Genomic DNA, 23,647 nt, shown 5'->3' with positions numbered 1-23,647 from the left:
GGTGTTTCCTACTTTCTCGGAATGGGTTGAACCGGTGAACAGTCTAGGGAAGGCGCGCACCCGATCAGGGCAGCACGACCACCTGCGCGCCGAAGACCAGACCGGCGCCGAACCCGATCTGCAGCGCCAGACCGCCGCTCAGTTCGGGGTGCTCCTCGAGCAGCCGGTGCGTGGCGAGCGGGATCGAGGCGGCCGACGTGTTGCCGGTGGTCTCGATGTCGCGGGCGATGACGGTGGTCTCGGGCAACTTGAGCTGCTTGGCGAACTCCTCGATGATGCGCAGGTTCGCCTGGTGCGGGATGAAGGCGGCGAGGTCGGATGCCTCGATGCCGGCGCGCTCGAGCGCTTCGCGGGCGACCTTGGCCATCTCCCACACCGCCCAGCGGAACACGCTCGGCCCCTCCTGGCGCAGTGTGGGCCAGGGGGCCTTGCCGTCGCGGAAGTCGGTGAGGGTGTGGTTCATGCCCACGAGATCGGACTTCGAGCCGTCCGAGCCCCAGACGGTCGCCGAGATGCCGGGCGTCTCGCTCGGGCCGATGACGACGGCGCCGGCGCCGTCGCCGAGCAGGAACGAGATGCTCCGGTCGGTCGGGTCGACGACATCCGAGAGCTTCTCGGCGCCGATGACCACGGCGTGACGGGCGGCTCCGGCGCGGATCAGCGCATCCGCCTGGGCGATGGCGTAGGCGTACCCGGCGCACGCGGCGTTCATGTCGTAGGCGGCGGCAGGCGTCGCGCCGATCCGGTCGGCCACGATCGCGGCCACCGAGGGCGTCTGCTTCGGGTTGCTGATCGTCGCGACGATCACGAGATCGATCTCGGCGGGGTCGACGCCCGAGCGCTCGACGGCCTCCTTCGCCGCGTCGGTGGAGAGCTCGATCGCGCTCGTCTCGGCGACGGCGCGGGTGCGGGTGATGATGCCGGTGCGCTGCCGGATCCACTCGTCACTCGAGTCGATCAGCCCGACCAGATCGTCGTTGGGCACAGCGTTCTCGCCGCGCGCCGCGCCGACAGAGTAGATGCGCGTGTAGGCGGGGCCGCTGGCCTGCTTGAGGGTGCTCACGAGACTGCTCCGTTCTGCGATGACCCGGCCAGCAGCTCCACAGCCGCGTCGAGGTCGTCTGGGGTCTTCACTGCGACGTTCGGCACGCCGCGCAGGCCTCGTTTGGCGAGGCCGGTGAGAGCGCCGGCCGGGGCGACCTCGATGAAACCGGTGATGCCGGCGGCGGCGAACGACTCCATGCACAGGTCCCAGCGCACCGGCGACGACACCTGGGTGACGATCCGGTCGAGGGCATCCTGCCCGCTGTCGACCACGGCGCCGTCGCGGTTCGACCAGAGCGTGACGGTCGGGTCGCTCGCCGAGACGGTGGAGACGGCAGCCCGCAGCGTGTTGACGGCGGAAGCCATGTACGAGGTGTGGAACGCCCCGGCGACCTGCAGCGGCATCACGCGCACGCCGCGAGGAGCCCGCTCGGCGAGCTGCGCGAGCGCGGGCAGCGCGCCGGCCGCGACGATCTGCCCGGCGACGTTGTAGTTGGCAGGGGTGAGCTCGAGCTCGTCGAGCAGCGCGAGCACCTCGTCGGGGTCGCCCCCGAGCACCGCGCTCATGCCGGTGGGCGTGTGCGCGGCGGCATCCGCCATCGCACGTCCGCGGATGCCGACCAGGCGCATCGCGTCCTCGGGGCCGATCACTTCGGCCCCGACCAGGGCGGCGAGCTCGCCGACCGAGTGACCGGCGACGCCGTCGGCGCGGCGTCCGGCGCGCAGGGCCAGCTGCTCTGCGGTGATCAGCGAGGCCGCGACGATGAGCGGCTGCGCGATGCGGGTGTCGCGGATGGTGTCGGCGTCAGATTCGGTGCCGTGGGCGATCAGGTCGACCTCGGCGGCCTCGGAATACGCGGTCAGCCGGTCGGCGACGCCGTCCAGCTCGAGCCAGGGGGCGAGGAAGCCGGGGGTCTGGGAGCCCTGTCCGGGCGAGGCGACGACGATCACCTGTCCAGTCTGCCAACGATCGCACGATGGTGGTGGATGAAACATCACAACAATCGACGATTCGATTGTGCGTGGCGCACACCAGATGCGCGCGGGCGACGGCGTCAGCGACGCCGTGTCACGGAGCGGCGCCGGGCAGGCTCTGCCGTGCCGATCGAGCCGAGGATCAGGGCGGTCTGCAGGATCAGCGCCTCGCGGGGGCCGGTCGCATCCCAGCCGATCACCTCGGTCACGCGCTTGAGCCGGTAGCGCACCGTGTTCGGGTGCACGAACAGCTCGCGTGCGGTGGCCTCGAGCGAGCGGCCGTTGTCGAGGTAGCTCCACAGCGTCGTCACGAGGTCGGTGGAATGCGCCTGCAGCGGGCGGAAGATCCGCTCGATGAGCGTCTGCTTGGCCAGCGAGTCCCCGGCCAGGGCTCGCTCGGGCAGCAGGTCGTCGGCCTCGACCGGGCGAGGAGCCCCGCGCCAGGCGCGAGCGACCGCGAAGCCGGCGAGCGCCGCACGGGCACTCTGCCCCGCGTCGACGAGCGCCGTCACGGGCGGTCCGAGCACGACGTAGCCCGGCCCGAAGGAGGGCTCCAGACGCTGGGCGATCTCGCTGAACGGCAGGTCCTCGATCTCTTCCTCCTTGCCGGGCACGCGCGCGCGCCCGATGACGAGCACGAGTCTCGATCCCTGCACGCCGATCAGCACGTCGACAGACATGCGCCGCGCCGTGCGTCGCACCAGGTCGACGTCGAACTGCGGGGGAGTGGTGCCGACGATGACGCTGACCTCGCCATGGCCGTGCCAGCCGAGCGCGGCGATGCGGCTGGGCAGCTCCTCGTCGGCTTCGCCCGTGAGGATCGAGTCGACCACCAGGGCCTCGAGTCGGGCATCCCACAGCCCGCGTGCCTCGGCGGCGCGGGCGTACACGTCGGCCGACGCGAACGCCACGTCGCGCGAGTACAGCAGGATCGCCTCGCGCAGATCCGCGCCGCGTCCCGCGACCCGCTCCTCGGTGACCTCCACCGTGACGCGGATCAGCTGCAGCGTCTGCTGCAGGCTGACGCTGCGCAGCAGCTCACGGGGAGCCGCGGCGAAGATGTCGGCGGCGATCCAGGGGGTCGACGTCGGATCCTCGTACCACTGGATGAACGACGTGATGCCGGCCTGTGCCACCAGCCCGACGGCGGAGCGTCGGGCCGGTGGCATGTCGGCGTACCAGGGCAGGGTGTCCTCCAGCCGCTTGATCGTCACCGTGGCGATGTCACCGGAGATCCGGCGCAGCCAGGCGAGCGTCGCGGCCTTGTCCATGGCCTGCTGGGAGGTACTGGTCACAGGTCAGCTCTCGCCGCCCGCGTTCCCGCTGGTGCCGGCGTTCACATCGAACAGGCGGTACTTCTCGATCGCCTGGCCGATGACCGAGCGGTCGACCTTGCCCTCGTCGGCCAGCGCCTGCAGGGTGCGCACCACCATCGACGGGCCGTCGATCTTGAAGAAGCGACGCGCCGCGGCGCGGGTGTCCGAGAAGCCGAAGCCATCGGCGCCCAGCGTGTAGTACGGGTTCGGCACCCACGGACGGATCTGGTCCTGCACGGCGTGCATGAAATCGCTGACCGCGACGACCGGGCCCTCTGCGCCCTGCAGCTTGCGGGTGAGGTAGGCCGTCTGCGGCTCCTCCCCGGGGTGCAGGAAGTTGTGCTCGTCGACGGCGAGACCGTCGTGGCGCAGCTCGCTCCACGAGGTGACCGACCACACATCCGCGCTGACGCCCCAGTCCTGCTGCAACAGCTCCTGGGCCTCCAGAGCCCACGGCACGCCGACGCCCGAGGCGAACAGCTGGGCCTTGTGGCCCTCGCCCGTGCCCGGCTTGATGCGGTGGATGCCGCGGATGATGCCGTCGATGTCGGCATCATCCGGCTCGGCCGGCTGGACGAGCGGCTCGTTGTACACCGTGAGGTAGTACATGACATCCGGGTCGGGGTGCGATCCGCCGTACATCCGCTCCAGACCCGAGCGCACGATGTGCGCGATCTCGTAGCCGTAGGCGGGGTCGTACGACACGGTGGCCGGGTTGGTGGATGCCAGCAGCGGCGAGTGCCCGTCGGCGTGCTGCAGCCCCTCACCGGTCAGCGTCGTGCGTCCTGCCGTGGCGCCGATGATGAATCCGCGCGCCATCTGGTCGCCCGCGGCCCACATGGCGTCTCCGGTGCGCTGGTAGCCGAACATCGAGTAGAAGATGTAGATCGGGATCAGCGGCTCGCCCTGCGTCGAGTACGACGTGCCGGCGGCGGTGAAGGCCGCCATGGCGCCGGCCTCGTTGATGCCGACGTGCACGATCTGGCCCTGCGGGCTCTCCTTGTACGCGAGCAGCAGCTGGCGGTCGACCGAGGTGTAGTGCTGGCCGTTCGGGTTGTAGATCTTCGCGGTCGGGAAGTACGCGTCGATGCCGAAGGTGCGCGCCTCGTCGGGGATGATCGGCACGACGCGGTTTCCGAAGTCCTTCGCCCGCAGCAGGTCCTTCAGCAGCCGGACGAACGCCATCGTCGTGGCGATCTCCTGGGTGCCGGAGCCCTTGCGCGGCAGGGCGTAGGTCGACTCCTCGGGCAGCGTGATCGGCGTGTGCGCGGTGCGGCGCTCGGGGATCATTCCGCCGAGGCTGCGACGACGCTCCAGCATGTACTGGATGGTCTCGTCGTCCTTGCCCGGGTGGTAGTACGGGGGCAGGTACGGGTTCTCTTCCAGCTGCGCGTCCGTGATCGGGATCTGCATGGTGTCGCGGAACGTCTTGAGGTTGTCCAGCGTCATCTTCTTCATCTGGTGGGTCGCGTTGCGGCCCTCGAAGTGCGGTCCGAGACCGTATCCCTTGACGGTCTTGGCGAGGATGACGGTCGGCTGGCCCTTGTGCTCCACCGCCGACTTGTAGGCCGCGTACACCTTGCGGTAGTCGTGACCACCGCGGCGCAGGTGCCAGATGTCGTCGTCCGAGAGGTCCTTGACGAGGGCCGCAGCCCGCTCGTCGCGACCGAAGAAGTTCTCGCGGATGTACGCACCCGACTCGGCCTTGTACGTCTGGTAGTCGCCGTCGGGGGTGGCGTTCATGATGTTCAGCAGCGCGCCGTCGGTGTCGCGGGCGAGCAGGTCGTCCCACTCCCGCCCCCAGATGACCTTGATGACGTTCCATCCGGCGCCGCGGAAGAACGACTCGAGCTCCTGGATGATCTTGCCGTTGCCGCGCACCGGACCGTCGAGACGCTGCAGGTTGCAGTTGATCACGAACGTGAGGTTGTCGAGGCCCTCGTTGGCGGCGACCTGCAGCTGGCCGCGGCTCTCGACTTCGTCCATCTCGCCATCACCCAGGAACGCCCAGACGTGCTGGTCGCCGGTGTCCTTGATGCCACGGTTGGTGAGGTACTTGTTCGCCTGCGCCTGGTAGATCGCGTTGATCGGGCCGAGACCCATCGAGACGGTCGGGAACTGCCAGTACTCGGGCATCGACCGCGGGTGCGGATACGACGGAAGCGCGTGGCCGGCGTGCGACTTCTCCTGACGGAAGCCGTCCATGTCGGCCTCGCTCAGGCGCCCCTCGAGGAACGACCGGGCGTAGATGCCGGGGGAGGCGTGGCCCTGGATGAAGATCTGGTCGCCACCGCTCGGGTGGTCCTGACCGCGGAAGAAGTGGTTGAAGCCGACCTCGTACAGCGACGCGGCGCCCGCGTAGGTGGAGATGTGGCCGCCGACGCCGATACCGGGTCGCTGCGCCCGGTGCACGGTGATCGCCGCGTTCCAGCGGATCCAGTGGCGGTAGCGGCGCTCGATCTCCTCGTCGCCGGGGAACTCCGGCTCGTTCGACGCCGCGATCGTGTTGATGTAGTCGGTGGTCGGCACCATCGGCACGCCGAGGTGACGCTCCTTCGAGCGCTTCAGGAGGCTGAGCATGATCTCCCGGCCGCGGCCGGGGCCCTTCGCATCCACCAGCTCGTCGAGCGACTGCTGCCACTCGCCGGTCTCCTCTGGGTCGCTGTCCAGAGGTGCCTGGGAGTACGGATCCTGGTCGTGGACGGTCACGTGGAGCCTTTCGTCGAACTGGCAGGTCGTGCCAAGGAAACGGGATGCCGCGCGGCCGGGCCTTGTCGGCACCGCACAACACGCGCTGTGCTCAGCCTATATCCGTTCGCAAGGACGGGTTCCGCAGATTCCACACCGTAGAATCGGGGTACCAGGGCCTTTAGCTCAGCTGGTAGAGCGCCACGTTTACACCGTGGATGTCGTCGGTTCGATCCCGGCAGGGCCCACCGTCCTCTGTCTTCGCGCCGGTGCGCTCAGCCCTCGAACGTCTGACCGGGATACGCATCGCGCAGCAGGGCGAGTGCGTCGTCCTGCAGGGCCTGCGTGTCGGCGCGCAGCCGCGCCGCTTCCGCCTCCGCCAGCTCGAGCTCGGTGCGCCGTGCGTTGTGCTCACCCCGGATGCGGTTCAGATCGTCGTCGCGATACGCGATCGACTCCTCCCACGACATCGTGATCGGCTCGCCGCCCGCGGGGGTGAGAGTGACCCGCCACCGCGCTCGGTCCTCGGGGCTCGTCGCCTCGAACTCGGCACGATCGTCGGCGAAGCGCGCCGCGGCCTTCGAGAGCGCGTCGACGTCCGCCTCCAGCTGGGCGCGCGTCTGCGCGTTCGCCTGCTCGGCTGCCGCGACGTCCTCCCAGGCGCGGGCGACCGCCGCCCGCACATCGTCGAGCACGGCGACGGCTCGCCGGTGCGTCTCGACGAGCGCAGCGCGATCGGTGATCGTGCGTGCGTAGATCTGCTCCAGCTCGGCGCTGAATCCGGTGTCGGGGTGCACCTGCGAGCCGAGGTAGGCGAACTGCTCGGTGGCCCGCTTCTCGTCGTCGCCGTCTATCGAGGCGGCGATCTGATCGTGGACGGGATCGTCGGCAGGCACGAGCGCGGTCGCCGCCGACAGCAGCTCTGCGACCCGCGTCTTCTCGTCGGACGACATGCGTGCGTACACCGCGTGCAGCAGTTCGTGGGCTGCCGTCGTCACCGTCGACTGGGCGAGGCGCTCGTCGGTGGGACGGTAGATGAAGATCCGATCCTGGGCGCGTGACTGCTCGAAACCCGTGAAACAGCCCAGCGTGGACTCATTCTCGGGGTCGTGGGATTCATCTCGGCAGAGCGCGGCGATCTCGTCGGCGTCGGCATATCGCGGCTGCGTGAAGGCGAAGACCTCCCTGCCCTCTGCCGTCAGCATCATCCGATCGGCGAGGTCGGCGAACTCCGTGCTCAGCGGCGGTGGGGCTGCGGCGAGCGCGGGGAAGATCCGCTCGAGCAACGGCTCGTCGGCCTTCGAGTCCTGCGACATCAGCCACAGCCCGCCGACGGTGGCCGCCGCGAGCACGACGAGGATCGCCGCTGCGCTGACGCGTCCGACGAGGGAGCGCCGTCTGCGGGAGGCGTGGCGCCCCATCGGCGCCTGTTCGAAGAAGGTCATGCCCGCAGGGCGGGATCGGTGCGGGGCAGGGCCTCGTGGAGTGAGGTCAGGGGCATCCCGAACTCACATCTCCTCGTGCGTGGCCGGGTCGCCGTCGAAGAGCCGCCCGTCTGCACGACCGAGCCCGGTGATCGCCTCGACCTCGGCGGCGTCGAGCACGACGGACGCCGCCTCGAGGTTGGTGCGCTGATGCTCGGGTGAAGAGGCCTTCGGAATCGACACGGTGTCCCGCGCGACATGCCAGGCGATGATGGCCTGCACCGGGGAGATGCCGTGACGCTCGGCGATCTCGACGATGACGGGCTCATCGAGCACCTGCCGCGCACGGCCGAGTGGCGACCACGCCTGGGTGAGTATGCCTCGCTCGGCATGGAACGCGAGCGCCTCCTGCTGCGGGAAGTACGGGTGCACCTCGATCTGGTTCACGACGGGCCGCACACCCGTCGCCGTCTCGATGCGCTCCAGATGCTCGGGAAGGAAGTTGGACACGCCGATCTGTCGGACGGTTCCGCGCTGCTGGGCGTCGACGAGGCCGTGCCAGGCCTGCTCGTACCGGCCGGTGAGCGGATTGGGCCAGTGGATCAGGTGCAGGTCGGTCGCATCCAGCCCGAGCCGGAACCGGCTCTCCTCGATGCTGGTGCGCGCCTTGGCGGTCTCGTGGTGCCGGCCCGGCAGCTTCGTGGTGACGATGATCTCGGAGCGGTCGACTCCGGATGCCCGCACTCCGGCGCCCACGGCGCCTTCGTTCTCGTAGTTGAACGCCGAGTCGATCAGGCGGTAGCCGAGGCGGATCGCCGCGGCGACCGATGTCGCACCGGCCTCGCCGTTCAACCGGTACGTGCCCAGCCCCACTGCGGGCAGCGGGAATCCGTTGTGGGCGGTGAAGACGGGAACAGCGGTCATGGGTCCTCCGGATCGTCGGTCAGGCTCAGCCTATGGCCGTGCCGGGCAGGACTCGCGTGTCAGCATGGACGCATGTCGAGACCCGCGAGCGATCAGCGATGCCCCTGCACGAGTGGAGACGTGTTCGGATCGTGCTGCGGCCCGGTGCTGGCATCCGGATCGGCGCCGACCGCCGTGCGCCTGATGCGATCCCGGTTCACGGCGTTCGCGACAGCCGACGCTCAGCATCTGCTGCGCACCTGGCACCCGTCCACCTGCCCGGATCGACTCGATCTCGACGATGGCATCCGCTGGCAGCGCCTCGACATCCTCGATCGCGAGCACGGCGGGCCGTTCGACGACCGCGGCGTGGTCGAGTTCCAGGCCTTCTACCGTGATGAGCACGGGCGAGGCACGCTGCGCGAGCGCAGTCGCTTCGTTCGCGAAGGCGGCCTGTGGCTGTACGTCGACGGTGTCATCTTCTCGGGTTAGGTTTGAGGTGTGAAAGCCAGCCCCGAGCACCAGCGTCGCCTTCTCGACATCGCCGACCTCGATCGCAGGATCGCGCAGGCGGAGCGCGCCCGCACCACCCCCGTGCAGGGTGCCCGCATCAACGAGCTCGCCGCGCTGCGCCAGCAGCAGCTGGGCGAGCTGACCGTGCTGGCCGGCGTGCTCGACGACGCGAAGGCGGAGCTTGCGCGGTTGGAGTCCGACGTCCGCCTCGCCGCGCAGCGGCGTGACAAGGATGCCGAGCGGCTGGCCGTCGCCACCGATCCGAAGCAGGCCCAGGCACTCGAGAACGAGATCGAGAGCCTCGGTCGGCGCATCACCATGCTCGAGGACTCCGAGCTCGACGTCATGGCGCGCGTGGAAGAGGCGCAGGCGGCCGTCGACGCGCAGCAGGCGCTGATCGACCAGACCCAGTCCGAGGGTGCGCAGCTAACTTCCGCAGCGAAGGCCGACATCGCTGCCGCAGCAGCGGAGGGCGAGCACCTCGCGCGCGATCGCGCGGCCCTGGCCGAGAGCGTGCCCGCCGAGCTGCTCGCCGAGTACACCCGTCGCGCGGCCCGCGGCGGCATCGGCGTGGGTCTGCTGCGCCGCCGGATCTGCGAGGGCTGCCAGATGGTGCTCGCCGGCAGCGAGCTGGCCGCCGTGCGTGCGGCGGCCGACGACGACGTCGTGTCGTGCCCGGAGTGCGGCGGCATCCTCGTGCGCACCGACGAGTCCGGTCTGTGACGACCGACCGTCCCCTCGGCGCGAGTGCCGACGTCCGACCCGGGTGATAGACCGGATGCCGTGACCCCTGCAGCCGAGCCGCCGCACGCCCTGGTGGCGCGAGCTCCGGGCGGCGGGTGGGTCATCACGGTGCATGCCGACGGCGACCCGGTGACCACCGAGGTCTCGGACCGCGACCTCGCTGCGCACGTGCGCGAGATCGAGCAGCGGATGTCGCCGCGATGGACGGTGCGGAGCCTGCGCACCTTCTATCCGCCGCTGCTCGCCGCCGGGGTGCGGGTGCGTCGGGCGCACGACCTGCTGCTCTGTCACGCGATCCTGCGCGACACGGCATCGCTGTCGCATCCGCTTGCGCCGTCGGCCCGCTGGGTGCGCGGCGACGGCATCGGTGACGCAGCCCGACCGCCGAGCCTGTTCGAGGTGGACGCGGACGGCGCGCAACACGACGACATCGACGAGGTGCGCGCGCAGTGGCGAGCGCAGCTGACGGCACTGGCCTCGGCGCCCGACTTCCGCCTCGCGCTGCTGTGCGCTGCCGAGTCCACGGGCGCCCTCATCGCGGAGGAGATGACGGCGGCAGGCCTGCCGTGGAGCACGGCCGCGCACAACGGCATCCTCGAGCAGCAGCTCGGACCCCGTCCGCTGCGCGGTGCGCGACCGGCGCGCATGGCGTCGCTGGCCGTCGAGATCGGGCGCTGTCTCGACGACCCGAGCCTGAACCCCGACAGTCCGCCCCGCCTGCTGCGGGCGCTGCACCGCGCCGGCGTGTTCGTCGACTCCACCTCGCGATGGGAGCTGTCGCGCGTCGAGCATCCGGTGGTGGCACCGCTGCTGGAGTACAAGAAGCTCGCCCGGCTGTTCACCGCGAACGGGTGGGCCTGGCTCGACGAATGGGTGCGCGACGACCGGTTCCGCCCGATCTATCTCACCGGCGGTGTGGTGACCGGACGCTGGGCGTCGTCCGGCGGCGGTGCGCTGCAGATACCCCGCCAGCTGCGCGGCGCCGTGCGCGCCGACCCCGGCTGGACCCTGGTCGACGCCGACGTGGCGCAGCTCGAGCCGCGCGTGCTCGCCGCCATGTCGCGAGACAGCGCGATGGTCGAGGCCGCGCGCGGGCGAGACCTGTACGACGGTGTCGTGCGCTCGGGGGCGGTCGCGACGCGTGACGAGGCGAAGTACGCAGTGCTCGGAGCCATGTACGGCGCGACCACGGGAAAGAGCGGACAGCTCGTGCCGAGGCTGCGCACCGTGTACCCGCGAGCGATGGGGCTGGTCGACGCCGCCGCGCGAACCGGCGAGCAGGGCGGGGTGGTGAGCACGCTGCTCGGCCGCAGCTCGCCGCGCCCTGACGACGCGTGGCGCCTCGCCCAGTCGCGGGCCGGCGGTCCCGACGCCGCAGGCGCCGAGGAGAGCCGGGCGCGCGGCTGGGCGCGCGAGCGCGGACGCTTCACCCGCAACTTCATCGTGCAGGGCACGGCCGCCGAATGGGCGCTGCTGTGGCTCGCCGAGATCCGCCACCGTCTCATGGCGCTGCCACCGGCATCCGTGCCTGCGGCGGCATCCGGACCGATCTTCCGCAACCGCGCGCATCTCGCGCTGTTCCTGCACGACGAGGTCGTCGTGCACGCCCCCGCCGAGCAGGGGGACGCCGTCGCCGGGATCGTGCGGGATGCCGCGGACGCGGCGACCGCACGCCTGTTCCCCGGCTTCGCCGTCGACGTCCCGCTCGACGTGCACGTCGCGGAGGACGCCGCGAAGGGCGCGTAGAATCGAGGGGCGAGTGGGTCGGCCGGACGGTCGCGTGGCGCGTGAGCGCACCGAGGAACGTCCGGGCTCCACAGGGCAGGGCGGTGGGTAACACCCACCCGGAGTGATCCGCGAGACAGTGCCACAGAGAGAAGACCGCCCGTCGTGCCTCACCGCCGGCGGGTAAGGGTGAAAGGGTGGTGTAAGAGACCACCGGGGAGCGCGGTGACGCGCTCCGCCAGGTAAACCTCGCCCGGAGCAAGACCAGACAGAGGACGTTGACGCGGCTCGCCGAGTCCTCGGGTAGGTCGCTGGAACGACACGGCAACGTGTCGTCGAGAGAGATGGCCGTCAAGGGAGCGAAGAACTCCTGAACAGAACCCGGCGTACAGGCCGGCCCACTCGCCCCGAAGCACACAGAAGGCCCGGTCGACGACCGGGCCTTCGTGCTGTCGCGATGTCAGTCGACGGACAGAGCCGCCGCACCGATGATGCCGGAGGCGTTGCGATGCACAGCGGACACGATCGGGGTCCGCAGATCGAGCAGCGGCAGGAACTTCTCGGGGTGCTTCGACACCCCGCCGCCGACCACGAACAGGTCGGGGCTGAAGAGGAACTCGACGTGCGAGTAGAACTCCTGCAGACGCGCCGACCAGTCCTCCCACGACAGGTTCTCGCGCTCCATCGCCGAGTACGCGGTCCATCGCTCGATCGACTCGCCGTCGCGCTTGAGATGGCCGAGCTCGGTGTTCGGCACGAGCACGCCGTTGTACAGGAACGCCGAGCCGATGCCGGTGCCGAGCGTCGTCATGATGGTGAGGCCGCGGGCGTCGCGGGCAGCACCGTGACGCGCCTCCGCCACGCCGGCCGCGTCGGCGTCGTTCACGAACGTGATGCTGCGGCCCAGTCCGTTCTCGAAGAACTTCTCGGCTTCGAAGTCGACCCACTCCTTCGAGATGTTGGCCGCCGACAGGGTCTTGCCGTACTTCACGATCGCGGGGAATGCCACACCCAACGGCAGCGTCGATTCTGCGACGCCCAGGGTGTCGAGCACCTCGCGCACGGTCTCCACCACGTCGGCGGGGTGCGCGCCCTCGGGCGTCGGCACGCGCACGCGATCCGAATCCAGAGTGCCCGTGTCGAGGTTGACGATGCCCGCCTTGATGCCCGTTCCGCCGATGTCGACGCCGATTGCCTGTGCCATGGCGAATAGCCTAGCCATGCACGACCCAGCGATTAGGATCGTGACGAGATCCCGACGAAGGAGCTGACATGTCCGACGGCGACGAGAAGTACTGGTACAACCTCAGCACCGGGGAGGTCGAGTTCGGCATGCAGTCCGCCTCGGTCGACCGGGTCGGCCCGTTCGACACTCGCGCGGAAGCGGCTCGTGCTCCCGAGACCCTGCGCGAGCGCTCTCGCGCGTGGGCCGAGGAGGACGCGGCCGACGATGCGTGGGGCTCCAGCTCTCTCGAGTCCGGCCAGTGAGGGTCGACAAGCAGCGCGACTTCGTGCTGCGCACCATCGAAGAGCGCGGCGTCAAGTTCGTCCGGCTCTGGTTCACCGACGTCATCGGCACGCTCAAGTCGGTGGCCATCGCCCCCGCGGAGGTCGAAGGCGCGTTCGCCGAGGGGATCGGCTTCGACGGGTCGGCGATCGAGGGGCTGACCCGCACCTACGAGTCCGACCTGCTCGCGCAGCCCGACCCGACGACGTTCCAGATCCTGCCGTGGCGCGGGGAGATCGACCCGACCGCCCGCATGTTCTGCGACCTCACCACCCCCGACGGCCGCCCCGCGGTCTCCGACCCGCGCAACGTGCTGCGCCGGGCGCTGGCGAAGGCGGCAGACGCCGGATTCACGTTCTACACGCACCCCGAGATCGAGTTCTACCTGCTGAAGTCCTCGCAGCTCGGCCCCGAAGGTCCGGTGCCCGCTGACAACGCGGGCTACTTCGACAACGTGCCGGGCGGCACGGCGCACGACTTCCGCCGCAGCGCCGTGCGGATGCTGGAGGACCTGGGCATCTCGGTGGAGTACAGTCACCACGAAGGCGGCCCGGGGCAGAACGAGATCGATCTGCGCTACGCCGACGCGCTCACGACGGCCGACAACATCATGACCTTCCGCACCGTGGTCAAAGAGGTCGCGATCGAGCAGGGCGTGTACGCGACGTTCATGCCGAAGCCGCTGAACGACCACCCCGGCAGCGGCATGCACACGCACATGTCGCTGTTCGAGGGCGACGTCAACGCGTTCTACGAGGCCGGCGCCGAGTATCAGCTCTCGCTCACCGGCCGCCGGTTCATCGCCGGTCTGCTGCGTCATGCGAACGAGATCGCCGCGGTCACCAACCAGTTCGTGAACTCGTACAAGCGGCTGTGGGGCGGCGACGAGGCACCGAGCTTCGTCACCTGGGGTCACGCGAACCGTTCCGCGCTGATCCGCGTGCCGATGTACAAGCCGAACAAGGGCCAGTCGACACGCATCGAGTACCGCGCGCTCGATTCGGCGGCGAACCCGTATCTCGCCTACGCGCTGATGCTGGCCGCCGGCCTGAAGGGCATCGAGGAGGAGTACGAGCTGCCGCCCGAGGCCGAGGACAACGTGTGGTCGCTCAGCGACTCCGAGCGTCGCGCCCTCGGGTACGCGCCGCTGCCCGCCAGCCTCGATCACGCGCTCGAGTACATGCGCGACTCCGAGCTGGTCGCCGAGACGCTCGGCGAGCAGGTCTTCAACTACGTGCTGCTGAACAAGCAGAAGGAGTGGGAGGCCTACCGCGGCCAGGTGACGCCGTTCGAGCTCAAGAACAACCTCGGGCTGCTCTGAGGCGGCGATGGCGCGTCCTGATGCGTCCATTTCGCTGTCCGCCCTGGCACGGCTCGGCTTCGTCGAGCTGACGTCGGCGTCCGCTGATCTCACCGAGCTGTCGGAGCTCACCGGGCTCGAGCGCGTGCAGCTGGCCGACGGGATGGTCGCCGCCGACCCGGATGCCGCCGTGCGGGGCCTCGTCGCCGTGGCCCGCCGCGACCCCCGGCAGGTCACGGCCGTGCTCTCCGATCCCGCGGCGCGGGAAGCGGCGTGGCGGCTGTTCGGCGTGTCTCGCGCGCTCGGCTCGTTCTTCGAGCGGCATCCATCCCACCTGCGGGCCGATGTGCTGCTGCGAACGCAGCTGCCGGATGCCGCGGAGCTGACCGAGCGGATGCTCGCGGCCACCGAAGCCGACGAGGGCTTCGCCCGCGCCGCCGATCCGGTCACCGCGCTGCGCGTGCAGTACCGGTGCGCGCTGAGCGAGATCGCCGCCGCCGACCTGGCGTCGGAGTCGGCGACGGTCGCGATCGCCGGCGTCTCGGCCGCGCTCGCGGATGCCGCCGCGGCGGCGCTGGAGGCGGGACTGGCGGTCGCGCGTGCGGTGGTCGAGCGATCCGGTCGTGCCGGCACCCGTGACGAGATCGCCACGACGCGGCTGGCGATCATCGGCATGGGCAAGGCGGGTGCCCGCGAGCTGAACTACCTGAGCGACGTCGATGTGATCTTCGTCGCAGGCACGGCCGACGAGAGCGTCGTGAGCGAGGCGAGGGCGATCGACATCGCCACGCGTCTGGCGCGCGAGACCATGACGGCTCTGAGCGGCGTCGAGATCGAGCCCCCGCTGTGGGAGGTCGACGCCGCCCTCCGGCCGGAGGGGAAGCAGGGCGCGCTGGTGCGCTCCCTCGCATCCCATCTGGCGTACTACGACCGCTGGGCGAAGAGCTGGGAGTTCCAGGCGCTGCTCAAGGCCCGACCGCTGGCGGGCGATGCCCGGCTCGGCGCGGAGTACATCGCGGCCGTGCAGCCGAAGGTGTGGACGAGCGCCGAGAGGTCCGACTTCGTCGAGAGCGTGCAGCGCATGCGCGAGCGGGTCACCGACCACATCCCGGCCGACGACGTGCCGTACCAGATCAAGCTCGGCCCCGGCGGCCTGCGCGACATCGAGTTCACCGTGCAGCTGCTGCAGCTCGTGCACGGGCTCGGCGACGAGAGCATCCGCACCCGCGGCACGCTGGAGTCGCTCGACGCGCTCGTCGAGGGCGGCTACATCGGGCGGGCGGAGGCCAGCGCCTTCGGTGAGCAGTACCGCATCCTGCGGCTGCTCGAGCACAGGCTGCAGCTGCACGATCTCACCCGCACGCACCTCATGCCCCGCGACGACGAGGGCATGCGGCGCCTCGCGCGGGCCACGGCCCTGGCCGACAGCGCCTCCGGCCTGCAGGAGATCTGGGACGAGGTGCGCCTCGCGGTGCGCGATCAGCATGTGCGCCTGTTCTACCGTCCGCTGCTCGCGGCCGTCGCGGCGCTGCCGGCCGAGGAGCGCACGCTCTCGACCGAGCAGGCGGGTTCGCGTCTCGCGGCGATCGGATTCCGCGATCCCGCCGGTGCGCTGCGGCACATCGCCGCGCTCACGTCCGGCCTGAGCCGCAAGGCCACCATCCAGAAGCACCTCATGCCGGTGATGCTGCGCTGGTTCGCCGACGGCACCGACCCCGACTACGGGCTCGTCGCCTTCCGGCGCATCAGCGAGAGACTCGGCGACACGCACTGGTTCCTGCGGATGCTGCGCGACTCGTCCGGCGCTGCCGAACGGCTGACGAGACTGCTCTCGAGCTCGCGCTACGTCGGCGAGCTGATGGAGTGGATCCCCGAGTCGGTGGCGTGGCTAGACACGCCGGCCGCGCTGCGTCCGCGCGGCGGGGCGGCGCTCGATGAGGAGGCGCGCGCGATCCAGACCCGGCACGCGACGACGAAGGCCGCGCTGCGAGCCGTACGGGCGCTGCGGCGTCGTGAGCTGCTGCGCACGGCGATGGGCGCCGTGCTCGAGCAGGTCGGCGTCGACGAGATGGCGAGGGCGCTCACCGAGATCACCGAGGTCACGATCCAGGCGGCGCTGCGTGCGGTGCGCCGCGAGATCGTGCCGCCCGAAGACGACGCGATGGACTTCTCGATCATCGCGATGGGCCGTTTCGGGGGCGCCGAGCTCGGTTTCGGCTCCGACGCCGACGTGCTGTTCATCTACGACCCGAACGGCATCGATCCGCAGCGCGCCCAGCAGCACGCCGCGAGGATCGTCGCGGGCCTGCGCGAGCATCTGGCCGATCAGCGGGTGCCGCTGGAGCTCGACGCCGATCTGCGCCCCGAAGGGCGCAACGGTCCGATCGTGCGCACCATCGAGGCCTACACGCAGTATTACCGCCGCTGGTCGCTGTCGTGGGAGGCGCAGGCGCTGCTGCGGGCGCGGGGCATCGCCGGCAGTGTGAAGCTGATCGCGCGGTTCACCCAGCTGGCCGACGGCATCCGCTACCCGCAGAGCGTCTCGCTGCAGGATGTGCGCGAGATCAAGCGCATCAAGGCGCGCGTCGAGGGCGAGCGGCTGCCGCAGGGAGCCGATCCTCGCCGGCATCTGAAACTCGGGCCGGGCACGCTGAGCGACGTGGAGTGGATGGTGCAGGTGCTGCAGCTGCAGCACGGCCACCGGGTGCCGGATCTGCGCACGACGTCGACCCTGCAGGCGCTCGATGCCGCCGTGCTCGCCGACCTGCTTCCCGCCGACGACGCCGAGCGACTGCGGGAGGCGTGGGTGCTCGCCAGCCGGCTGCGCTCGGCCATGACCCTGCTGACCGGGCAGACGAAGGACGTGCTGCCGGCCGAGATCCGCGAACTCGACGGGGTGGGTCGTCTTCTGGGATATCCTGACCGCGCCGCCACCGTGCTCGAGGAGGACTACCTCCGGGTCACGCGCCGGGCGCGGCGAGTCTTCGAGAAGCAGTTCTACGGCTGACGTTCAGTCGTGATGAAGGGGGAGCAGATGGCGCAGCGTTTCGGGATCATCTGGAATCCGACGAAGATCGAGGGCGATGAGCTTCGGGATGCCGTGAGCGCCGCCGTCCCGGCGGACACCGAGCTGATGTGGTGGGAGACCGCCGCGGACGACCCCGGCCGGGCCATGACGGCCGAGGCGGTGCATGCAGGGTGCGACGTCGTCGTCGCCGTGGGTGGCGACGGCACGGTGCGCACGGTCGCCGAGATCCTGGCCTCGGCCGAGAACGCTCCGGCGCTGGGGATCGTGCCGCAGGGCACCGGCAACCTGCTCGCCCGCAACCTCGGGATCCCCCTCGGCAGCATCCCGAAAGCGCTGGACGTCATCGCTGCGGGCAACGAGCGTCGCATCGACATGGGCTGGACCCGCACCGACGACGCGGAGGTCGAGACCGGGTTCCTGGTCATGGTCGGCTTCGGCCTCGACGCGCACATGCTCGCCGAGACCGACGACGAGCTGAAGAACAAAGCCGGCTGGCTCGCCTACGTCGCCGCGATGGGACGCGCGGTCACGGCTTCCGAGACCGTCGACTTCCACATCACGCTCGACGACGGCGAGCAGCAGCGGCTCAGCGGGCACACCCTGCTGATCGGCAACTGCGGCGACATCCAGGGCGGGGTGACGCTGCTGCCCGACGCCGTGGTCGATGACGGGCGCCTGGACCTGCTGCTGATCAGCGCCGAAAACGTCACCCAGTGGCTGCAGACCCTGCGCACCGTGGTCTGGGACAACGGCATCCGCCGTCTGCTCGGCGGTGACGACGAGACCGTGAGCATCGATTTCGCGCAGCATCTCACCGGCGAGGCGATCGCCGTCGCCCTGCCGGGCCCGGTGCCCTTCGAGATCGACGGCGAGGAGGCGGGCGACATCTCCAAGCTCGCCGTGCGCGTGCAGCCGGGTGCGCTGCGCGTGCTCTGCTGAGAGGGTCGTCGCGGTGCGGTGCGGGCGCCGGCCTGATCTAAGCTCTGAGGGAAAGGACGGTGCATGACGACCCTCGACTCGCCGCTTCCCCCGGTTCGCATCGTGATCCCCTGGCGTCCCGCGCCCTCCCGCCTTGACGCCTACGAACGCGTGATCGCGTGGTACCGCGAGATGCTGCCGCACGTTCCGCTCGAGACCGTCGACACGGGGGATGTGCCCTTCGTCCTCGCCGCGTGCCGCAACACCGCCATGCGCAACGCCGACGTGGACGAGGTCGTCGTCGTGGGCGATGCGGACACCATCCCGGAGCGCGAGCCGCTGATCGCGGCGATCCGCGCCGCTGCCGACAGCACGTTCGTCCACCTGCCCTACGACGAGTACCGCTGGCTCGGACGCACCGGCTCGGCCGATCACGCCGCCGGTGTGCCCCTCGCGGACTGCACCGTCGAGCAGTACGTCGACAGCGCCTGCTCGGGCGTGTACGTGGCGACGCCGCGCACCTGGCGAAGCCACGGCGGTCAGGATGAGGGCTTCCGGGGCTGGGGCTTCGAAGACGCAGCGTGGTTCCTCGCGCACTCGACGATCCTCGGCGCACCGCCCGTCCGGCACCCCGGACGCGTGTACGCGCTGCACCATGTCGGCGAGGTGCGCGCGGGCTCCGCGTACGATGCGAACGCCGCGCGCATGCAGCGCTACCGTGCAGCTGCTGGGGACCCGTCGGCGATGGCGCGGCTGGTGGGGGCGGTGGGCGCTGCCGATGTCGCGCTGGCCGAGACCGTCGCGTAGGCGATCGACGGGCCCGGATGCGCCGCCTGTGCGGCAGCCGCGGCACCCAGCAGCGAGCGCCCGTCGAACGCGGGATCGGCGATCTCCCGCAGTGCCGCGGTGAGCTCGTCGATCGATGCCCCGTTCGGATCGAGCGCCCGCCCCGTGCCCGTGCGCTCGATCGCGGCGGCGCCCGCGAACTGGTCTGTCGAGAAGGGCAGCACGAGCAGCGGAACCCCGTGCCCGACGGCCTCGGTGACGGAGTTGTTGCCCCCGTGCGTGACAGCCGCCGCGGCTGACGCGAGCAGCCGCACCTGCGGCAGATACTCTGCGACCAGCCAGTCATCGGGGATCGGGCCGAGTGCAGCGGCATCCGTCGCGCCGGTCGCGATCGCCGCACGCAGGCCCGCCCGGCGCAGCGCCGCGGCCACGCGGGCGAGCACGTCGCCGCGGACCGACAGGAAGCTGCCGAAGCTCACGTACACGTACGGGTCGCCCGTGGCGATCCAGCCCTCCACGCCGGATGCGGAGGCCTCGTCGCGCGGTGTCGAGCCGAGGAAGCGGTGCGGAGGCAGCTCCCGCCCGTCGCCGGCGGCGAGCTCGGCGGGGTAGTTGTACAGCACGGTGTCGCCGTGCAGCGCGAACGCATCGGCGACGGGCCGGGCGCGCGGATCCAGCGCCGCGGCCGCGTCGTTCCACTGGGTGGTGAAGCGCCGCGACACCTCCTCGCACAGCGTGCGCAGGTCGCGCAGCTCCGCAGGGTCGGGGGTGAAGGCCGCGGGCCACGCGGGCGGGCAGCCGTACACCTCGCCCTCGACCGGCAGCGCGCTCGGGTGGCCGAGCACGACGTCGCCGTACGGGATGCCGTGGGTGTGCAGGGCAAGGCGCGCACTGTAGGCGAGATGGTCGACGAGGATCGCGTCGGGGGAGACCTCGTCGATGACCTGCAGCGTCGCTCGCGCTCGGTCGACCGGCTGCCACATGAGGTCGGTGAGACGCTCACGCGCCTGGTAGGCGAGGGTCGGGATCATGCCGGCGCGCGTCGCGGCGAAGAAGCCCTCGAGCGACGCCGCCTCGTCCGCCTGCTGTTCGGAGCTGCGGATGACTCCCGCGTTCGCACCGCGGCCGAGGGGAAGGTCGACCCGCCGGTAGCCGAAGCCTGCGACGATGCCGTCCGTCGCAGGCCCCGTCGCCACGACCACCTCGTCGCCGGCATCGCGCCACGCCGTGCCGAGAGCGGCCAGCGGCAGCAGGTGCGAGGCGTAATCGGGGCTGATTATCAGCAGGGTCATACCAGCAGCTCCGCCGCGCGCTGCAGCTCGGCTTCGCTGTGCGCGACCGATTCGTACACCGGCGCGAGCTTGGCAGCCATCCCCTGGATCGTGAAGCGCTCGGCCACGAGGTCGCGCGCGCGTGCCGCTGCACCGTCGTCTCCGGCCGCAGCTTGCGTGAGCGCGCGCTCGGTCGTGGTGACGAGCTTCGCCGGGTCTGCGGTCTCGGTGAGGAAGCCTGTCACGCCGTCGTCGACGTAGGTGGCGGGGCCGCCGCTGTCGGGCGCGACCACCAGCAGACCGGTGGCCATCGCCTCAAGGATCGCCAGGCCGAACTCCTCCTTGAGGCTCGCACAGACGTACACGCCGTCGGGCGCGGCGCGGCCGGGGGCTCCGAAGCGTGCGGCCGCGAGCCACTCCGCCGCGACGTCATTGGATCGATGGCCGGTCAGCAGCAGTCCGCGCGTCGCGTGCTGAGCGGGAAGAAGGGCGGCCCGGATGCGGTCGAGCTGCTCCTGCTCGTCTGCCGACGGATGCTCGAGGTCGCCGCCGATCACGAGCAGGTTGGCGCGGTCGGAGAGCGGGCCCTCAGCCCACGCGCGCACCAGGGTCGCCATGCCTTTGATGCGATGCATCCGGCCCACCGTGACGAGCAGCGGCAGGCGACGCCGCGCGGCGGGCAGGGCGTCGAGCAGGCCGGCGAGCTCGGCGAGCGCCCCGGTCGGCTCGGCACCGTCGGCGACCTGGCGGGCGCGCGCGACAGCGCGGTCGACCACCGAGAGGTCGACACCCTCGGCGACGACCGTGTGCCGCTCGGGGTGGGAGGACATGTCGATTCCGACGAGCGCGCGCATGTCGCGCTCGAGCTCGGGCCGCGGGAAGAACACCGAGTGCGCGGCGGAGGCGGCGAGGCTCTGCACCAGGCGGGTGCGGAACCAGAAGTGCTCGGCGAGGTCGGCGGGCCCGAACGCCTCCCGGGTGAGGGTGCCGGACCGCTCGAGCGACGCGATGACGCTGTGCGGGTCGGGCGCCACGGTGAACACCGTGGGGATCCCGAGTTCACGCGCGACATCCGCAGCTGCGAGGCTGCCGACATCCGCCATCCGCAGATGCAGCACGTCGACGCGACCCGCGGCACGCAGCAGACGCCGGATGCCGCGACGCACGCTCACCCGCAGCGGCCAGGCCGCCGCCGAGCTCACAGGCGGCGAGTTCAGCGGAATGTGGCCGTACAGATGGCCGGCGCTGCCGCCGGCGACATGCAGCAGGTCGGGTCCGGCCTGAGCCGCCGTGCCCCGCGACAGGGTCAGCACGCGCTGCACGGCAGCGGGCTCGGCTACCAGAGCATCCCCCAGGCGAACGAGCAGCGTGGCGATGCCGCCGTTGTCTCCGGAGCCGGCCGAGGACAGCGTCGGGTCGACGTCGGCGTGCAGGAACAGCTGGGCGACGGTGAGCCCGTCGCGCCCGTCGCCTCCGTCACGAACCGCCGGTGCCGGCTCGGCGTCGATCAGGGCGAGGCGCGCGAGGTCACCGAGCTCGCCGCCCTCGACGACGATTCCTTCGAGCGTCGAGATCGCGGCGGGTTCGCGGCGCTGTCCGAGAGCTGCGACGGCCGCCTCGCGGACGACCGGCGCGGCCGAGACGTCACTCGCCCAGGCCCGCAGCGGCCGCACAGCGAGGGGGTGACGCACCAACCCCATCGTCTCGACGAGTCGAGCGCGGGCATCGGGGGGGAGCGTGCCCGTGCACGCGGTCTCCAGGGCCACCGCGAGCAGCTCGCCCGCGCCGACCGACCACTTCTCCAGGGTGTGCTGGGCGAGCATGCCGGCGAATCCGCCGTCGGCGACGAGGCGCACGAGGCGTCCGACGGCTTCGGGGCGCGCGGGGCGCCGGCCGAGCGCGTCGGCCGCGTGCTCGACGATGTAGGCGCGGGGAGATGACAGCAGGCTCGACAGCAGCCGTCCTGCCTCCTCATCGTTCATCTCCGCAAGCGCGTGCACGGCGGCGATCGCGGCCAGGTCGTCATCGGCCGACAGGGCCGCCGACAGCACGCGCAGCGTGCGCAGGCCGGGGTCGCGGCCCGCCTCGAAGGCCAGGTCGTCTGCGGCGCGCATCGCTTCGACGATCGATGCGGATTCGGTGATGCGGTCCATCGCCGTCTGAATACCCACGCTGCCCTCCCTGCGGGCGCCGACACCGGCACCGACTCGAATGGTACTGCGGCGAGAAGAAATGAGCCTACGGTTGACAAGGCGCCGATCATCGGCTCCGGATTCTGAGCGAAAGGCAAGCGTGAGCGTTCTCACCATCGGCGACATCGGCGTCGTGTCGGGCATGGTCCACATCGGCGATGAGGCGATGTTCGAGGCGGCGCGTGACGAGCTCGCCACTCGCGGTCTCGCGGTCGTGGGCGTCTCGTCGGCGCCCGAGGAGTCCGCCGCCCGCTACGGGGTGCGCAGCGTGCCGCGTCTCGGCTTCGTCGGGCTCGAGCGCGAAGCCGCCGCCCGCCGGTCGGCTCTGCTCGTGGACGCGGCGGCCGGGCGCACCGAGCTCGCCTTCGACGACCCGGCCCGGCCGGTACTGGACGCACTGGACGAGGCGTCGGGCGTGCTCATCGCGGGCGGTGGCAACCTCGCGTCGCGCTGGCCGGTGCATGTCTACGAGCGCACGACCCTCGCGGCGATGGCGCAGGCCCGCGGTCTGCCGGTCGTGGTGTCGGGGCAGACCTTCGGGCCCGACCTGGAGCCCGCGGATGCCGACCGGGTCGCCGCCATGGTCCGCGCCGCGGCGCTGACCGGCGTGCGCGAGCACGCGTCGGCGCAGCTCGCCCGCGGGTGGGGCGCGCAGGTGCACGCCGGCGTCGACGACGCGTCGTTCCTCGGGGGCGGACCGACAAGCGCAGACGGGCCCTCCGCATCCGACCGCGTGCTCGTCAGCCTGTCAGGCTGGTTCGCCGGTCGCCCCGCAGAGGAGGTCGAGCACGGCATCGCGGCGCTGCTCGATCACGCGGCTGACACGGTGGGGTCCGTCGTGTTCCACGCGCACTTCGGACCGGAGGGGGCGGGAGCCGAGCCCGCCGGCGACGCGGCGCTGCACGAGCGGGTGCGCGCCCGGATGCGGCGCCCGAGCGTGGTGCTGCCCAGCGGCGACTCGCCGACTGCCGCGCGGCTCGCCCGCACGTCGCGCCTGCTCGTGACCAGCCGCTACCACCCCGCCGTGTTCGCGGCACCGGCGGGCGTGCCGATCCTCGCGCTGGCCGCCGACGAGTACACGCACATCAAGCTGTCCGGCGCGCTCGGCCACTGGCACCAGGACGGCGTCGTCGACCTCGACGCTCTCGCGGATGCTCCCGCGCGCCTCACCGAGATCGCCGCATCCGCGTCGGCCACGACAAGCGCTGCCGCCGAGCGTCTCGACGGGCACCGCGCGGACGCCGCCGCGTGGTGGGACGCCGTCGCCGACGCGCTGCGCTGACCCACCCCTCTCCCCGCGAGAAACCACTTCC

At 71.1% G+C, this 23,647-nt stretch carries 18 protein-coding genes, 1 tRNA gene and 1 other RNA gene; 11 read left to right on the top strand and 9 right to left on the bottom strand.

The window, feature by feature from the left end:
• Nucleotides 1-64 precede the first annotated feature (64 nt).
• The 4 genes from ACWIDW_RS02950 to aceE form a co-directional block, all read right to left on the bottom strand.
• Nucleotides 65-1,063 carry a beta-ketoacyl-ACP synthase III gene (locus tag ACWIDW_RS02950; RefSeq protein ID WP_454122816.1) on the bottom strand — a complete coding sequence of 333 codons (999 nt, stop codon included), beginning with the start codon at nucleotides 1,061-1,063 and terminating at the stop codon, nucleotides 65-67.
• A complete protein-coding gene (locus tag ACWIDW_RS02945) occupies nucleotides 1,060-1,995 on the bottom strand; it encodes an ACP S-malonyltransferase (protein WP_454122815.1) in 936 nt (311 codons plus the stop codon). Before ACWIDW_RS02945 ends, ACWIDW_RS02950 begins: the two co-directional genes overlap by 4 nt.
• Before the next feature lie 104 nt (nucleotides 1,996-2,099).
• On the bottom strand, nucleotides 2,100-3,290 hold the full coding sequence (locus tag ACWIDW_RS02940) for a PucR family transcriptional regulator (protein WP_454123249.1): 1,191 nt from the start codon (nucleotides 3,288-3,290) through the stop codon (nucleotides 2,100-2,102).
• A gap of 27 nt (nucleotides 3,291-3,317) precedes the next feature.
• Nucleotides 3,318-6,044 carry a pyruvate dehydrogenase (acetyl-transferring), homodimeric type gene (gene aceE, locus ACWIDW_RS02935; protein ID WP_454122813.1) on the bottom strand — a complete coding sequence of 909 codons (2,727 nt, stop codon included), beginning with the start codon at nucleotides 6,042-6,044 and terminating at the stop codon, nucleotides 3,318-3,320.
• Between the two features lie 154 nt (nucleotides 6,045-6,198).
• On the opposite strand from aceE, the gene ACWIDW_RS02930 reads away from it, so the two are divergent.
• Nucleotides 6,199-6,271 (top strand) — tRNA-Val (locus ACWIDW_RS02930).
• 27 nt (nucleotides 6,272-6,298) lie between these two features.
• Here the strand turns inward: ACWIDW_RS02930 and ACWIDW_RS02925 are convergent.
• Together ACWIDW_RS02925 and ACWIDW_RS02920 are read right to left on the bottom strand one after the other, a co-directional pair.
• Nucleotides 6,299-7,468, bottom strand: a complete 1,170-nt coding sequence (locus ACWIDW_RS02925) for a hypothetical protein (RefSeq protein WP_454122811.1) — start codon at nucleotides 7,466-7,468, stop codon at nucleotides 6,299-6,301.
• A gap of 63 nt (nucleotides 7,469-7,531) precedes the next feature.
• A complete protein-coding gene (locus ACWIDW_RS02920; RefSeq protein WP_454122809.1) occupies nucleotides 7,532-8,371 on the bottom strand; it encodes an aldo/keto reductase in 840 nt (279 codons plus the stop codon).
• A 72-nt stretch (nucleotides 8,372-8,443) separates the two neighbouring features.
• Between ACWIDW_RS02920 and ACWIDW_RS02915 the strand changes: the two genes are divergently transcribed.
• From ACWIDW_RS02915 to rnpB, 4 genes are all read left to right on the top strand, one after another.
• Nucleotides 8,444-8,842 (top strand): YchJ family protein, encoded by a 399-nt coding sequence (locus ACWIDW_RS02915; protein ID WP_454122807.1) that lies wholly within the window; start codon nucleotides 8,444-8,446, stop codon nucleotides 8,840-8,842.
• 9 nt (nucleotides 8,843-8,851) lie between these two features.
• Nucleotides 8,852-9,586 carry a zinc ribbon domain-containing protein gene (locus tag ACWIDW_RS02910; protein ID WP_454122805.1) on the top strand — a complete coding sequence of 245 codons (735 nt, stop codon included), beginning with the start codon at nucleotides 8,852-8,854 and terminating at the stop codon, nucleotides 9,584-9,586.
• A 60-nt stretch (nucleotides 9,587-9,646) separates the two neighbouring features.
• Entirely contained in the window at nucleotides 9,647-11,353 is a 1,707-nt protein-coding gene (locus ACWIDW_RS02905; RefSeq protein WP_454122803.1) for a bifunctional 3'-5' exonuclease/DNA polymerase, read from the top strand.
• A 14-nt stretch (nucleotides 11,354-11,367) separates the two neighbouring features.
• Nucleotides 11,368-11,737: RNase P RNA component class A (rnpB, locus tag ACWIDW_RS02900), an RNA gene on the top strand.
• A gap of 55 nt (nucleotides 11,738-11,792) precedes the next feature.
• Here the strand turns inward: rnpB and ppgK are convergent.
• Nucleotides 11,793-12,536, bottom strand: a complete 744-nt coding sequence (ppgK, locus tag ACWIDW_RS02895; protein ID WP_454122802.1) for a polyphosphate--glucose phosphotransferase — start codon at nucleotides 12,534-12,536, stop codon at nucleotides 11,793-11,795.
• A 68-nt stretch (nucleotides 12,537-12,604) separates the two neighbouring features.
• On the opposite strand from ppgK, the gene ACWIDW_RS02890 reads away from it, so the two are divergent.
• The 5 genes from ACWIDW_RS02890 to ACWIDW_RS02870 all read left to right on the top strand — a co-directional run bounded on the left by ACWIDW_RS02890 (nucleotide 12,605) and on the right by ACWIDW_RS02870 (nucleotide 18,892).
• Nucleotides 12,605-12,820 (top strand): SPOR domain-containing protein, encoded by a 216-nt coding sequence (locus tag ACWIDW_RS02890; protein WP_454122801.1) that lies wholly within the window; start codon nucleotides 12,605-12,607, stop codon nucleotides 12,818-12,820.
• A complete protein-coding gene (locus ACWIDW_RS02885) occupies nucleotides 12,817-14,160 on the top strand; it encodes a glutamine synthetase family protein (protein ID WP_313358111.1) in 1,344 nt (447 codons plus the stop codon). The genes ACWIDW_RS02890 and ACWIDW_RS02885 overlap by 4 nt, the downstream gene beginning before the upstream one ends.
• 7 nt (nucleotides 14,161-14,167) lie before the next feature.
• Nucleotides 14,168-17,146 (top strand): bifunctional [glutamine synthetase] adenylyltransferase/[glutamine synthetase]-adenylyl-L-tyrosine phosphorylase, encoded by a 2,979-nt coding sequence (locus tag ACWIDW_RS02880; RefSeq protein WP_454122799.1) that lies wholly within the window; start codon nucleotides 14,168-14,170, stop codon nucleotides 17,144-17,146.
• A 27-nt stretch (nucleotides 17,147-17,173) separates the two neighbouring features.
• Nucleotides 17,174-18,106 carry a diacylglycerol/lipid kinase family protein gene (locus tag ACWIDW_RS02875; RefSeq protein WP_454122797.1) on the top strand — a complete coding sequence of 311 codons (933 nt, stop codon included), beginning with the start codon at nucleotides 17,174-17,176 and terminating at the stop codon, nucleotides 18,104-18,106.
• A gap of 63 nt (nucleotides 18,107-18,169) precedes the next feature.
• On the top strand, nucleotides 18,170-18,892 hold the full coding sequence (locus ACWIDW_RS02870) for a hypothetical protein (RefSeq protein ID WP_454122796.1): 723 nt from the start codon (nucleotides 18,170-18,172) through the stop codon (nucleotides 18,890-18,892).
• On the opposite strand, the gene ACWIDW_RS02865 is transcribed toward ACWIDW_RS02870, so the two are convergent.
• Nucleotides 18,799-20,163 (bottom strand): glycosyltransferase, encoded by a 1,365-nt coding sequence (locus tag ACWIDW_RS02865; RefSeq protein ID WP_452321061.1) that lies wholly within the window; start codon nucleotides 20,161-20,163, stop codon nucleotides 18,799-18,801. The genes ACWIDW_RS02870 and ACWIDW_RS02865 overlap by 94 nt on opposite strands.
• A complete protein-coding gene (locus tag ACWIDW_RS02860; RefSeq protein ID WP_454122794.1) occupies nucleotides 20,160-22,313 on the bottom strand; it encodes a glycosyltransferase in 2,154 nt (717 codons plus the stop codon). Before ACWIDW_RS02860 ends, ACWIDW_RS02865 begins: the two co-directional genes overlap by 4 nt.
• A gap of 121 nt (nucleotides 22,314-22,434) precedes the next feature.
• Here ACWIDW_RS02860 and ACWIDW_RS02855 point away from each other — a divergent pair, with 121 nt between their 5' ends.
• Nucleotides 22,435-23,616: a polysaccharide pyruvyl transferase family protein gene (locus tag ACWIDW_RS02855; protein WP_454122792.1), complete on the top strand. Its 1,182-nt coding sequence runs from the start codon at nucleotides 22,435-22,437 to the stop codon at nucleotides 23,614-23,616.
• Nucleotides 23,617-23,647 lie beyond the last annotated feature (31 nt).

The organism is Microbacterium sp. NPDC055312 (genome assembly GCF_053645675.1).
This window is presented reverse-complemented; position numbering and strand designations above follow the sequence as displayed.